Source organism: Nostoc sp., from assembly GCF_036919575.1.
Taxonomy (GTDB): domain Bacteria; phylum Cyanobacteriota; class Cyanobacteriia; order Cyanobacteriales; family Nostocaceae; genus Nostoc.
The window spans coordinates 16,845-31,335 of record NZ_JBALBY010000052.1 but is presented as its reverse complement, the minus strand read 5'-3'; the positions used below and the strand labels follow the sequence as shown (position 1 = coordinate 31,335).

Below are 14,491 nucleotides of genomic sequence, written 5' to 3'. Positions count from 1 at the left end.
CGATCGCTTGAGTGCCGATTAAATTACTTTCGCCGCCACTCTACCTAATGCTCCCTCCAAACGGATCAGAAATTAATTTGCAATAAATGTTTGAAACACTAATAATTAGATTACCATGTTAACTGTCATTTGCCGTACACATTCTTTGTAAGTGTTTGAGAAAGGTCACATTGTCGAAGACGGCATTGATGACGAATTAAGTAAGTCGGCGCAATTAAAGCTAACTGGCTGGGGCTGTCCTTTGTCATTCGTCATTGGTCAAGGTTTTAAGCCTATTTACGTTTCGTAACATAATTTGGTTTATTTCCAACGACTTACTTACTAGCAAAACGTGGTGCTTACTAGAGGTTGTGTCTAATGCAGGTGGATGGATTTTTGTCTGTAGAAGCCGCTCACAGTCGCAAAGTATGAAATTGACTGCCAAAAAGGAGGACAAGGAATTGCTAAGAGCCGATAGCGAAAATGAACTACAATTAACGGCTGACGTTCTGGTAATTGGTGGTGGTCCTGCCGCCGCATGGGCAGCATGGGCAGCCGCATCCCAAGGCGTCAAAGTAATCATTGTGGATAAAGGTTTTCTGGGTACGAGTGGTGCAGCTGCTGCCAGTGGCAATGGCATCATGGCACCTTCTCCAGAGAATTGGGACAAAGTTTTATCAGAGCGTTATCGCTCAGGAAAAAATCTAGCTAACTTACGTTGGATAGAGCGTGTGATCGAAAAAACTTGGCTGAGTTTGCCCCTAGTAGAAGATTGGGGCTATCGTTTCCCCAAAGAAAATGGGGAATCCGTGCGCCAGAGTTATTATGGCCCTGAATATATGCGGGTACTTCGCAAAAACCTCTTGCGTGTTGGTGTGAAGATTCTCGACCAAAGTCCGGCTCTAGAGCTTTTATTGGCTGACGACGGCTCAGTAGCTGGAGCAAGAGGTGTGCAACGGCAAAATCATTGTACCTATACCGTTCGTGCTGGTGCAGTAGTCCTGGCGAATGGCGGTTGTGCATTCTTGAGTAAAGCATTAGGTTGCAATACCAATACAGGTGATGGACTGCTGATGGCAGTGGAAGCTGGCGGCGAACTCTCCAGTATGGAAGCCTCTAATCACTATGCCATCTCCACCGCTTTCAATGCCACGGTGACACGGGGTGTTCCCTTTGGCTGGGCTAGCTTTACCGATGAAGAGGGTAATGATCTTGGTGGTTATATCGATGGTCGTCGCGATCCATCCTTCCTTCCCAATGCACTCTTGAAAGGGCCTGTTTATGCCCGTTTGGATCGAGCTACGCCGGAAGTTAAGGCAGTGATTGAGAAGTCTCATTTCATCTCTTATCTACCTTACAAAAAAGCTGGCATTGACCCCTATACAGAACGAGTGCCTGTAACACTAGTTTTAGAAGGTACAGTCCGTGGTACAGGTGGAATCCGTTTGACCGATGATAGTTGCGGTACGAAAGTACCCGGACTCTATGCCGCAGGGGATGCAGCCTCGCGTGAATTCCTAGCAGGTTTAGCTTCAGGTGGTGGTGGTCCCAATGCAGCCTGGGCGATTTCCACAGGTCAATGGGCTGGAGTTGGGGCAGCAGCTTTTGCACGTAGTCTCGGCAATCATGCAAATAAACGGGTTGCGCGTCCTGCGGGTCAAGCCGGATTGCGATCGCCTGGGGTGGGCGGAACGCCTTCACCATCTTCCTCTTCATTTGATAGCGAAGCGATCGTGCGTGGTGTTCAAGACGAGATGTTCCCTCTAGACAAGAATCATTTCCGTTCTGAGCAGGGACTTTTGGATTCTCTTTCTAAATTAGAGAAACTATGGGAGCAGGTACAGGCGAATCCGAAACAAGATACAGTGCGCGATGTGGAATTTTCTCGTCGAGCGGCCTCTCTGACGGCTGTAGCGCGATGGGCATATTTTAGCGCTTTACATCGCACGGAAACGCGTAGCGAACATATTCGCGTGGACTATCCCGAAACCGATCCAAATCAGCGTTATTATCAAGCCACAGGCGGCTTAGAAAAGCTTTGGGTGAGGCGTGATTGGATAACAGATGCGACACCCTCCGATGGGCGGAACGCGATCGCTACACCACCACTACTAACCACTCAAACCACACCCTAATTATCAAAGTTGTAGCAGGAGCAGTATCATGATCGAGCTTGTCAGCCATAAACTCTGTATCAATTGCAATGTGTGCGTCCAAGTTTGTCCTACCAATGTCTTTGAGTCGGTACCCAACCAACCACCCGCGATCGCCCGACAGGAAGACTGTCAAACTTGTTTCATGTGTGAGGCATATTGTCCTGCGGATGCGCTGTATGTTGCGCCTGAATCTCATACCAATGTTGCAGTCAATGAGGATGATTTAATTGAACGTGACATCATGGGTGAATATCGTCGCATCTTGGGTTGGGGATATGGCAGAAAAAACAATAGTGAATTGGATACTGCTCATAAGCTGCGCCAACTGCCGCGCCCCTATCAAAGTTAATTTGGGTGTTTAATCGAGGCCGAGCTTTTGAACTTGGAAGATGGTGTATAAGAATAACGAACCGCAAAGGGCGCAAAGGACGCAAAGGTAAAAATGTCACCTCCCTGTCTTCTTAATTCAACAAAGTATGTTCAGTTTAATTCCCCAGCAAGACAGGCAGCACGTTTTGTGTCGGGGTGAAATCCCCGCCACAAAACTTAATTACGAATTACGAATTACGAATTACGAATTATTTTAATCCCAGTTCTTCCTTCAACCCCTCCGGGACATTAACTGCTGTCTCTAATCCGCGCACATCTTCCCACTGCTGCTTTTTACCCCAAGTCATTTTTTCCATATTGGCGTCGCTGAGGTCAGCACCACCCAGAATGGCATAGCTGAGATTGCTGTGACTGAGATCCGCGCCATTGAGGATAGCACCACTGAGATTACTGCCACTGAGATTAGCACTATTAAGGTTCGCATAGCTGAGGTCTGTACCGAAGAGGATAGCGTCGGTAATGTCAGCACCACTGAGGTCGGCTTCGCTAAGAATCACCCCACTGAGGTCGGCTTCGTTGAGAATCACCCGACTCAGGTCTACGCCGCTGAGGTCGGCACCTAAGAACATTGCGCCGTTAAGTCTGGCATTGTTAAGTTTAGCACCGTTAAGTTTGGCGTAGCTGAGGTCGGCGGCGATCAGGATAGCATCACTGAGGTTGGTACTGAAAAGAATTGTGTCACTGAGATTAGTACCATTGAGGATAGAGTGACTCAAATCAGCACCACTGAGGTCGGCGCGACAGAGGTCGGCATGGCTAAGGCTGACGTTGCGGAGGTTGGCTTCACTTAGATTCGCACCGAAAAGGATAGCATTGCTAAGGTCAGCATGGCTAAGGTTGGTGTTGCTAAGGTCGGCGCGGTTGAGGTCGGCACTGCTAAGGTCGGCGCGGTTAAGGTCGGCACTACTAAGGTCGGCGCGGTTGAGGTCGGCGCGGCTAAGGTTGGCACCGATGAGGTTGGCACCGATGAGGTTGGTGCTGCTGAGGTCGGCACCACTGAGGTTAGCACCACTGAGGTTGGCACCACTGAGGTTGGCATCGCCGAGGTTGACACTGCTAAGGTTGGCACCGCTAAAGTTTACGCCAGTTAAGTTGGCATCGCCGAGGTAAGCACGGCTGAGGTCGGCACCGCTAAAGTCTGCCCCGGTGAGGTTGGCATCGCCCAGATAAGCACTCCGAAAGTTGCCGCCTTTGAGGAATTGCCCGACTATACTGCTAAAGTTGCCAATTTCCAGGGCATCGCTATAGTTGATGATCCGCAGCAGTTGGGATGTGAAAAAATTATCTGTGTCCGGTTGAGAAGATGGATAGAAGATGATTTTTTGTTTTAGTTCATCTCGCTCTTGGGCGTAGCGGTGTAACTCTAAGAGTAAAATCAGTACGTTCAGCCCTGTATATATGTCTACCTGTCTTAGCCCAAGAGCAATATTTTGTGCGGCTAGCTTTAACTTTGTTTGCTGAGGTAGGTTATCATCTGGTGTCCCATCGATAAATTCTCCCTGACACCAGCGATGATAAAAATCTTCTAGCCGCCAGAAAAGCAGTTCTAGGTGAATTTTTTTACCAGTCACAACCAATTCCATTAGTTGGTTGACTATTTCTGGTTTCAGGGCACCATTGCCCAGTAAATCATAAATCTCTTCATGCATCTGGCGATCGCACACTCTAAAACAAAACCCTTCAGGGAGAATGCCCAAGTCTATCTTAGAAGTCAAACCGCTCTTTGATATTGTCCATTTTTCTAAGCTTTCTTGCAGTCTTAGAGAGCATAAATCTGACTGCAAATTATCTTGAGCAAATTTAACACTTTTGTTTGCTTTAATACTTTTTCCTAGAGCTAAAACTGCTTCGGTTTCTGGCGATGTGGTCTTTGGCATCTCTTGCAACCTTGTACCTCTCACATAATTTCTCAGCAGCAGCCAGACTTGAGATAAATATGTTGACATTTCTGTGTCCGTTGTTACATTTCTATTAGTGTTTTGATAATCCTGAATTAAAATTTTTCTCTGGTAGTTTGCTTCTCACTGCCAAAAATTAATAGTATCAATAAATACTACACGAAAAATATCATTCGTTGGCGATTTCTCCGATGGGTTAGAGAGCATCTCAATGAGTGTAAAAAGCCTTTTAAAACCTCACCCCAACCCTCTCCTTACCAAGGAGAGGGAGCAAGAATCTGGTATATTTGCTTTCACTGAGATGCTCCTGATGGGCTATACCAACGGCGCTCCTGGAGGGCGACTTCTTACTAGCCTGTAGTAGCTTCAAGCTTCTTCTCCTGATATAAATAAAGTGTTAGCTTAAAAATCGGTTCCAAAATCAAGTAATTTTCCGGTTTTGGCTAATTTGTTATGCTTTTTTTACATAAATTTATGAGTCTGAATGTAAGAATAATACTTGCTGTTTGTTGTAGACGCAATTGTTAGGAAGAATTCTATAGTAAAACAAAAATTCAAGAGAGTTACGTAAGAAGGGCAGTGCCTTGCGTATTTTCCTCACGGGAATTCCTTCTTGTGTCGGAGACGCTGTGCGTAGCTTGCTTAAGAGCATGAGGTGCCCACCCAACGGACTCCTCTGCAAAGTTGTGGCGACTGCGGGAGGCGGAGTGACTCCGACTCAGAGCTAGGTGTCTTCGGTGTTAAACCGTTTAATTTCCGATAAAGCTGAAAAATGGCAACTAAAATTGAAGTCTAAAGTTAGCTGTTTAATCTAAAACACCTAAGAGAATCGACAAAAAGCAGGCTATATAGCTTTGTAAAAGTTAAAAATGAACTACGGGATAATTATCGGGTATAGATGGGATGAAAAACAGATTAACCTTTTATATGATTATGTTACATAGTTTGTTTTTAGGAATAGCAACGGCTAGCGCCAAGTCACCATCTGTTAACATAATTGATACAGATTTGTCAACCAAATATCAGGCTGTACGGGTTGTAGAAGCCGTGGTTACGAAAAGAAGTAGAGAAAAATCCTCTAGTCAGTTAACGACAGAAACTTCTGCAACTAAAATCTCAGCTTTATCGGCAAAGGGTATAAATATTCCCCCGAAACAGAGGCTACCGTCAGGGCAAGTTTGGGTAGTTAATCAAAATAAACACGTACAGGCTGAACCGTTTATTTGGGTAGTAAAAGACCTGAAAAAAGCAGGACTGCAACCATTTTTGCAAGCTATAAAACCACCAGTAAAACCGAATGTAAAGCCTAATCCTAGTGCAAAACCACCAGCAAAGGATGTTTTAGAGTCCTTTGACGAAGTAACCAAAGACACCCAAAAGTCAGGGGGATTATTCACCCTTTATCGCAATAAAGAAAAGAATAAAATTTATCTAGAAATTAAGCCAGAGCAACTTAATAAAAATTATCTAGCTACAACAACCTTGGAATCGGGCATTGGTGAACGGGGTATTTACAGTGGTATGCCTTTGCAAGATTTTTTATTTTATTTCCAACGGGTGGATGATAAACTAAACTTTGTGATTCGCAATGTGAATTTTCGCACTCGTGAAGGAGATCCCCAGGCGCGATCGCTAGCCCGATCTTTTAGTGACTCTGTTCTTTACACCATTTCGATTAAAAGCATTCATCCACAACGCAAAACTCTTCTGATCGACTTAGGTGATTTGTTGCTGACAGACTTAGCCGGATTATCTGTAAGTTTAGGAGTACCAGGAAGCACAGACCAGTCCTATTTTGGCACTGCGAAAGCTTTTCCCCAAAACTTAGAAATTGAGTCAGTTTTAAACTTCTCTGGTGGCGCTGGCCAGGAGAATCAAATACCAAACTTTGCGTCGCTAGCTGACAACCGTGGTTTTACGCTGCGCGTCCACTATAGTCTCTCCCAACTACCCAATCAAGATTATCGACCGCGCTTTGCTGACGATCGCATCGGCTATTTTATCACCGCCTACCAAGATTTATCTAAAGACGATAGCGGCGATTCTTTTGTCCGCTACATCAATCGCTGGCATTTGGAAAAACAAGACCCGAAAGCAGTAATTTCTCCTCCCAAAAAACCGATTGTCTTCTGGATTGATAACGCTGTGCCCTTAGAGTACCGCGATCCGATCAAAGAAGGTGTCCTAATGTGGAATAAAGCCTTTCTGAAAGCGGGATTCAAAGATGCAATTGAAGTCCGCCAAATGCCCGATGACGCCACCTGGGACCCAGCAGATATTCGTTACAATACGATTCGCTGGATTAACACAGTCGATGGTTATTTTGCAATGGGACCATCTCGCGTTAACCCATTGACTGGAGAAATTTTGGATGCAGACATTCTCGTGGATGCTAGCTTTGTGCGGGCACTCAAAAATGATTATCGCAAAATCGTTCAACCCAGTCAAACAGAAAATCGCACTACTTTATCAGCTTTGATGCAAAATCGTCTACTTTGCGCCAATGGTTTAGATGCGAAAAACAATGGTGTCCCTCAGCAGATGCAAGAACAACAGGGGTTGTTGAGTCGTTTATCGAAAATGGCAGGCGAGTACGATTTATGCTATGGGATGGAAGCTGCTAACCAGTTTGCCTTTGGTTCATTGGCGATGTCACTGCTGCCTGATACTATGGCCACTCCCGATCAGATGAAAAAATATATCAATCAATATATACGTTTAATCATCGCTCACGAAGTTGGACATACTCTTGGTTTACGCCATAACTTCCGTGGTAGTACACTGCTACCACCAGACGAGATGAATAATACGGAAATTACCAAAACTAAAGGTCTAACAACTTCCGTGATGGATTACATTCCCCCAAATATCGCTCCTCAAGGTACAAAGCAGGGAGATTATTTTCCCAGCATGGTGGGGCCTTATGATGAATGGGCGATTAAGTACGGCTACATGCCAATTCAGACATCAACTCCCATAGCGGAAAAGCCAATTTTGTCAGAAATTGCTGCACAATCCTACAAACCAGAGTTGAGTTATTCCACAGATGAAGATGTGTATGACCTTGACCCCACAGCCGATGCTTGGGATAACAGCAGCAATGTGCTACTTTATTCTCAGTGGCAGTTGAATAATTCGCGGGTGATGTGGACACGTCTGGATAAGCGTTATCCACTGCCTGGTGATAGTTACACTGATGTGAGCGAACGTTTTAGCACAGTATTGGGTAATTATTTTCAGCAAATATACTATACCACAAAATACATTGGGGGACAGTCTTTCTATCGCATTCACCCTAGTGAGATACCTCAGGGTAAAGTCTCTGGAGTCCGCCAACACCGATTACCATTTGAACCAGTACCAGTTGAACAACAACGGCAAGCTTTACAGACGCTGCAAAAGTATGTGTTTGCCGAAGATGCCCTGAGTTTTTCACCAGAACTACTGAATAAATTAGCACCTTCCCGTTGGCGACATTGGGGTAGCGATCCGCAAGTTGGCCGTTTGGATTATCCAATTCATGATTTGGTGCTACTCATGCAGGGTTCTGTGTTGCGAGATTTGCTCTCAGGCGATCGCCTTTCTCGCCTCAAGGATATCGAACTCAAAACTCCACCCGGAAAAGCACTGACTCTTCCAGAATTATTTGACACTTTGCAGTCAGATATCTGGACGGAAGTAATTAAACCAAAAGGTAAATTAACGAAAATTTCCAGTTTACGGCGAGGCTTGCAGCGTGAATATCTGAAGATTTTGACGGCTATGGTGTTACGGAAACAATATGTTCCAGAAGATGCTCGCACGATGGCGTGGTATAAACTCAAACAATTGGATGAGCAACTCAAGCAGGTTAATTCCGATGATGAATATACCAAAGCGCACTTATTAGAAACGCGCGATCGCATTGAGAAAGTCTTAAATGCCCCGTTGCAAGCGAATTAAAAATAGTGGGGAGTGGGGCGAAATGACCCTATGATATCATGTCAGGGCAATTAAGCATAATAAATACCCGGAACCCCACCCCGCCAAAGCTGCGCTTTAGCTCCCCTCCCCGCCGGCGGGGAGGGGTTGGGGGTGGGGTTCTTTTATTATGAGTAATATCATGTCCGCCTGAACACTTACGATAAAAATGACGCTGAGATGTTGAAATATAACGACTCTGGAAATTTTATATCGTAACTAATTACCCGGACATGATATAATTTGGCGGACATGATATGACTAGCCCCTTCAAGGTGGGTAAAAATTTTGGTCAAAAAATTTCTCTTTAATCTCTTTACTCTGTGTTCTCTGCGTCTGGAGTGGTTAAATAATTCTTTTTCAATATAGTTCCTGTTCGGTATACCGACGCGGCGTATAAACCCATATATTACCATCGGGGCGCTTGATGGTTCGGGTTTTTGTGGAACCAACGAGAATAATTGTTCGCATATCAGCGTTTGCTGGTGCTAAATCATCAAGTGCGATCGCTTTCACCGTCTGTCCTGGTCTGCCGAGATTCCGGGCCAACACTACTGGTGTATCTGGTGTTCGATGTCGCAGCAAAATATTTCTTGCTTCTGCCAGTTGCCAGGTACGCTCTTTGGAAACAGGATTGTAGAAAGCAATCACGAAATCAGCTTCAGCAGCAGCAGTAATTCGTTGTGCGATCGCAGACCAAGGTTTCAAAATATCAGATAGGGAAATAGCACAAAAGTCATGTCCAAGGGGGGCACCAATCGCTGCTGCTGCTGCCTGCATAGCGGAGATGCCTGGGGCTACATGAATGTCGATACTGTCCCATTCGGGTTTGGCAAAGCGATCGCACACTTCAAAAACTGCTGTTGCCATTGCATATATACCGGGGTCGCCAGATGAAACTACAGCGACATATCGCCCAGATGCAGCCAAATCAAGAGCCATTTTTGCCCGTGCTTCTTCTTCGCGGTTGTCGGACTCATGCCGTTGCTTGCCATCAGCTAGAGAACCGACTAAATCTAAATAAGTTTTGTAACCCACTAAATCAGTTGCCGACTTGAGTATCTCCTTCACTTCGGGAGACATCCATTGTGATCCACCAGGGCCTGTACCAACAATCGCTAACCGTCCGCGTGGCTGACCTGTGATGTTGGGGTCAATTGGTTGAGGGGCAATGGCGATCGCAATCTGGGAAGATGAAGGAGTAATGGGAGATGTGCCTGTGGCGGCGATCGCTACGGCTTGGGCGGGGCTATAACCTTGTGAAAGTAGACTTTCTAGCTGATTTGGGGTAAAAAAGCGGGCAGGCACTCCCAAGGCGCTAGCTACGGCGTGGATTGCGGGATCGGCAGCAGCGATCGTGGGTGCAAATATCCCGGCGACTGATGCTTTTTCTAATTTGGCATCAGCTAATAGCTGCTGTACTAAAGCTACTGCATCATCAATCATGCCACTAATTGCGATCGCGATCGTTGCTGGGTGGTAGACAAGGCAGTTGGCTGTAGGAGTCACCAAACCTTCGGTAACTTTGATGGTCAAATCTCCCTTTGGATCTATGGGTAGTTTGCGATCGCTCAACCAAGGTGCTGTGCCTTCTAGTTTGACTTGTGCCCCGGCTAGCAAATCTGAGATAAATTTCTTTGCATCGTCTGGGTTTGCTAAATGGTATCCAGGGGGAGGAGATAACAGCGTTGTACCCAAACGTAAATCGCCTGTGGTCGTAATTGCCGGTTTGACATCAAGGGCTTCGGCAATGCGGCGAGCCAAATCGTTTACTCCAGCAAGTCCGCCCAAGAGTGGGACAACAGCGCTACCATCTTCAGCCACAGCTAGCACTGGTGGTTCCTGTCGTTTATCTGCGAGCATGGGAGCTAACGTCCTAATTAAAATACCGGCGGCACAAATGCCAATCAACGGCGTTCCCTGGACAAATAACTCGCGCAACGTCTCGCCAAAATTAGTAAAGCTGACATCAACTTCAGATGTGCGACCCTCTAGACCGTATAGCGTTGCCCCTGGTAGGACAGTGATTATTTTGCGTGCTACTGTGACGCTATTTTGACCTAATACTATAATGGCGGGTGCAACGTTCACGATCATAATTTGATATCCTTCAAATGAAACCACAGATTTAGACATACAGCGACTTCCCATTTACAAGCTTGGGGAATTCAGAGTGCGATGTCTACGACGGGCAACTCTTGGAGAGGCTATGCCAACACCTACACGCGTGGTGTCTTCGTAGTAGCTTTCTCAATACCGTTGCCAAATTACGAGGGTTCAACGCTCGTAGGAACGCGATGAATACGACCATTAGCAGTAAGCTTGGCAAAAATTCGGGTTAATAAAATAGGCTCAGGCATTTCAGTTTGATCAATATAATTATTTCTTTGATCAGCCAAACAATTTGAGATTTTTCATCTCAAAAATAATTAAAAATTATCAATTTTTCCTTAATCTAAATACAATGCTGAACTTTGAAATGCTTCTTCTGGTGTTCCATAAAAAGTACCATTATTAAATACGCTAGGTTCGTATTTTTCATTACTATAGGTGTAAAAAGCTTTTGTCCATTTCTCTTCATTCCCTTTGTAGCGTAATCGACACAGATGAATTGGTGTATTTCTTACCCTCTCTATATATTCTGAGCGTGTTACTTTAAACATTGATGGGTCATAACTATCTGGTAAAAATGGTTCTTTATAAGCATCTATGTAACAGAAATATCCCTTAAAGCGTACATCAATACGTATGTATTTCCCTGCATAATACTGCTCTGCATAGGCTAATATCCGTTCCTTTGTTCTCTCTTTAACTTGCTCTGGGATTTTTACCCCTCCTGAATGTGGATCATTTACCCATCCTCTCATGATTAGCTCCTTGGGGAATACTGAGGCTGATGTTATACTGCAACGGCAGAGATTACAAATCTAAACTTTTTGCAATTCTTATCATTAGCTCTACTTTTGTTCTTTGATTCCACAGACTTTCCACAGCTATTTCTGCTGTTTTCCAAAGTTGTTTGACAAGATAATCGGCTTCTGTTCACCCACTGGGGATTTTGTTATTGTTTATTTCCGCCGCGCTGTACTAGAGTGTTGCTTGTTTACTTTCGAGGATTTCTGTGGCAATCTTTGTAGAAAGTGGCCGGTAGAATAAAAAGCCCTGTACATCGTCACAGTTGATCGATCTCAAGAACGCCAGTTCCTCTTCTGTTTCTACCCCTTCGGCTGTCAACTTCAATCCCAAGCTCTGTCCCAAGCCAACTATGGCCTTGACAATATGAGCAACTTTGACATCGTGCGTCAAATCTTGAATAAAAGATTTATCTATTTTCAGATTGTGGAGTGGCAAAAGCTGTAGGCGCGAGAGCGAAGAATGACCCGTACCAAAGTCATCAATGGAGATGTAAACACCCATCTGCTGTATATTCTCTAACACCGTTCTGGTAAAATTTAAATCCTCAATAGCTATGCTTTCGGTAATTTCTAATTCTAAAAAGCGTGGCTCCAGCCCCGTTTGCTCTAAAACTTCGGCTATAATCTCCAACAATTTGGGTTGGCGGAACTGCTTCAGAGAAAGATTGACAGCGATCGTTATCGGTGGTAATCCCATATCTTGCCAGGTTTTATTTTGGCTACAGGCTGTCCGCAGCACCCATTCGCCGATGGGGACAATTAATCCACTTTCTTCGGCGAGGGGAATGAAGACACTGGGTGCGACCAACCCCATCTCTGGGTGCTGCCAACGTAACAGAGCCTCCATACCAGTAATTTCTTCTGTGGCAATGTTCACACGAGGTTGATAATACACCGTAAATTCTTGGCGTTCTAGGGCATAGCGCAAGCTCTTTTCTAAAGTCAGCAGTTCAGGATTTTTCGCGCTCAGGGAAACACTATAGAATTGGTAGTTATTCCGCCCTTTGTCCTTGGCGTAGTATAAAGCGGCATCTGCGTGCTGGATTAGTGTTTCGGCATCAGGACTGTTGCTATCAAGCAACGCAATACCGAGGCTGGCAGTCACATAAAGTTCATGCCCTTGGAGATGGAAAGCATCCTCTAAGGCTTGTAACATTCTATTCGCTACCAGCGTTACCTCTTCAATATCATTGACTCGCGGGAGTAAGATAGTGAATTCATCACCTCCCCAACGGGCGATGGTATCTCCGCCTCTGAGTGAGTCTTGTAATCTTTGAGCGAGGCTTTGTAACAATTGATCTCCCAGAGTGTGCCCCAGGGTGTCATTAATCACCTTGAAACGATCTAGATCGAGGAAGATCACAGCTAAACTTTCGCCATTCCGAGTAGCGTTGGGCAGAGTTTTACTGAGCAGTTCGTTAAATAGTAGGCGATTGGGCAACCCTGTCAGCAGGTCATGGAGGGCTTGATAGCGAATCTTTTCTTCTACTAGCTGACGCTGCTGCGTACCAATGATACTGGCGGCCATTGTCAAAAGGGTAGATTCTTCATGCCTAGACCAATGACGCTCAAAGGTGCAGTCTGCCAAGCCAAGATAACCCCAGAACTCCTTCTCGAAGCAAAGAGGCACTAGGAGAAGGGATTGAATGCCATCTCGAATCAGGAATTCTTGTTCGGCGATCGGAAATTTTGGGGTGAGTCCGCTAATCGACTGGCCGCTAGAGAGAACAGTATACCAACGGGCTAATCCAGAAGGTTGATAAAGCTGATTCTGCCAATGGTGGTGGGTAGATTCAATAGAGGTGTGTGTCCATTCAAACCGTAAGCTGACTGCCATTTCCCCTGTAACAGGATGAGGATGGTTCTGAAAGAGATAGGCACGATCTGCCTTGGCAGCTTCGCCCAGTACAGCTAAGGCTCGATGAATACCAGTTTCGTAATTGATTTCCCCCAGCAAATAATTAGCGGCTTCCGCAACTGCTTGTAGCAAGCGATCGCGCTGACGCAATTCAGCTGTAGCTTGTTTTTGCTCTGTAATATCCCTAATAATAAAAGTTCTAATTAAATCACTTTCAGGAAGGTAGAGAACCGATTGTTCAAAAACTTCTGCGCCGACTTCCACCTCCCGCACAAAAGAATTTTTTTCTAGATTGTTAACTCCACTCAATAGTCCTGTTAAAATCGGGTGTTGCGTCCCAACTTCTCGAAGTTTGGGAAACTTGAGAGTTGCGGCTGGATTGAGATAAGTAACTGTTCCCTCGAAATCCATCTCAATAATTGGATTGGGAATCAGTTCAGGGAAGGATGCTAGGCGAGCTAGGGCGGACTCACTAGCTGCTTCAAAGCTGGGATCGACAGCTAGGGTTTGAAAAGGATTGGCAGGACTGGCTTGCTGTGATAGGAAACCAGATAAGTCTTCAACATCAGAAGATTCCGAAAATTCTTCTTCTGAGAGGTTGGAAATAGCATAATATTTACCTTGAGCTTGATTACCGCCAAAGGCAATGACATCTCCATTTCTGAGATTATGAGAAAAGCATTTAGTACCATTCACAAATAAGCCATTAGTACTTGCTTTTCCCTTGTAGTTGCCATCAATAATCTGGAAGCCGTATTGGTCAGTTTGTGGAACAGTTACTCGCAATAAAATTGCATGTTGCATTGATACTGACCGGGAAGCTAAGACAATAGTGTTTGCGGGATGCCGCCCCAGAGAATAAGTAGTCTCTCGTAAGGGGACAGTTCGCTGCCCTTCCAGGTCTTGAATGACCAATAGATGGCGTATTTTTTCCCGCTCATTTCCTAGCATGGCTGTTCCTTAAATTCTTATATCTTTATGTCTTAGTCTGAAAAATACTACTAAGAGGTTGTTTGAAAAGTTTTTCGCTGTGACTTGAGGCACTTTTAGATCCCCCCTAACCCCCCGATAAATTGGGGGGAACCGGAATCAAAGTCTCCCAATTTATCGGGAGATTTAGAGGGATCTAAAACTTTTGATACCGACAAGAGGACTTTTTAAACATCCTCTAAGAGAAGTGCAGACTTTCAGGCTGCACTTCTGGGGAAATTTTCTCAATCAAAGTTGTCACTGTCTGTGATTTCAAAATTGGTTTGAGGGTGCAAACTAGCCTTTATCTTCATGATTAACCGCACTCAGTCGTGAGTCCTGAGTAAATTAAAAATTACTCAGTAG

General features: G+C 45.1%; 8 protein-coding genes. 4 read left to right on the top strand and 4 right to left on the bottom strand.

Annotation, left to right across the window (positions count from 1 at the left end; all coding sequences use genetic code 11):
* The first annotated feature begins 151 nt into the window (after positions 1-151).
* From V7K27_RS15000 to V7K27_RS14990, 3 genes are all read left to right on the top strand, one after another.
* Positions 152-289, top strand: coding sequence for a hypothetical protein (locus V7K27_RS15000; protein WP_334948448.1), 138 nt, complete (start codon positions 152-154; stop codon positions 287-289).
* Between the two features lie 124 nt (positions 290-413).
* A complete protein-coding gene (locus V7K27_RS14995; RefSeq protein ID WP_334948446.1) occupies positions 414-2,114 on the top strand; it encodes an FAD-binding protein in 1,701 nt (566 codons plus the stop codon).
* A 28-nt stretch (positions 2,115-2,142) separates the two neighbouring features.
* Positions 2,143-2,484 (top strand): 4Fe-4S binding protein, encoded by a 342-nt coding sequence (locus V7K27_RS14990; RefSeq protein WP_334948444.1) that lies wholly within the window; start codon positions 2,143-2,145, stop codon positions 2,482-2,484.
* Positions 2,485-2,713: 229 nt separating this feature from the next.
* On the opposite strand, the gene V7K27_RS14985 is transcribed toward V7K27_RS14990, so the two are convergent.
* The gene (locus V7K27_RS14985) at positions 2,714-4,471 is read right to left on the bottom strand and encodes a pentapeptide repeat-containing protein (RefSeq protein WP_334948442.1); all 1,758 of its coding nucleotides are present in this window, start codon (positions 4,469-4,471) and stop codon (positions 2,714-2,716) included.
* Between the two features lie 885 nt (positions 4,472-5,356).
* On the opposite strand from V7K27_RS14985, the gene V7K27_RS14980 reads away from it, so the two are divergent.
* Positions 5,357-8,365 carry a zinc-dependent metalloprotease gene (locus V7K27_RS14980; protein ID WP_334948440.1) on the top strand — a complete coding sequence of 1,003 codons (3,009 nt, stop codon included), beginning with the start codon at positions 5,357-5,359 and terminating at the stop codon, positions 8,363-8,365.
* Positions 8,366-8,743: 378 nt separating this feature from the next.
* Here the strand turns inward: V7K27_RS14980 and cobJ are convergent, their stop codons facing one another.
* From cobJ to V7K27_RS14965, 3 genes are all read right to left on the bottom strand, one after another.
* Positions 8,744-10,480: a precorrin-3B C(17)-methyltransferase gene (gene cobJ / locus V7K27_RS14975; protein ID WP_334948596.1), complete on the bottom strand. Its 1,737-nt coding sequence runs from the start codon at positions 10,478-10,480 to the stop codon at positions 8,744-8,746.
* Between the two features lie 353 nt (positions 10,481-10,833).
* Entirely contained in the window at positions 10,834-11,250 is a 417-nt protein-coding gene (locus V7K27_RS14970; protein ID WP_334948438.1) for a hypothetical protein, read from the bottom strand.
* A gap of 220 nt (positions 11,251-11,470) precedes the next feature.
* Positions 11,471-14,107: an EAL domain-containing protein gene (locus V7K27_RS14965; RefSeq protein WP_334948436.1), complete on the bottom strand. Its 2,637-nt coding sequence runs from the start codon at positions 14,105-14,107 to the stop codon at positions 11,471-11,473.
* Between the last annotated feature and the right edge of the window lie 384 nt (positions 14,108-14,491).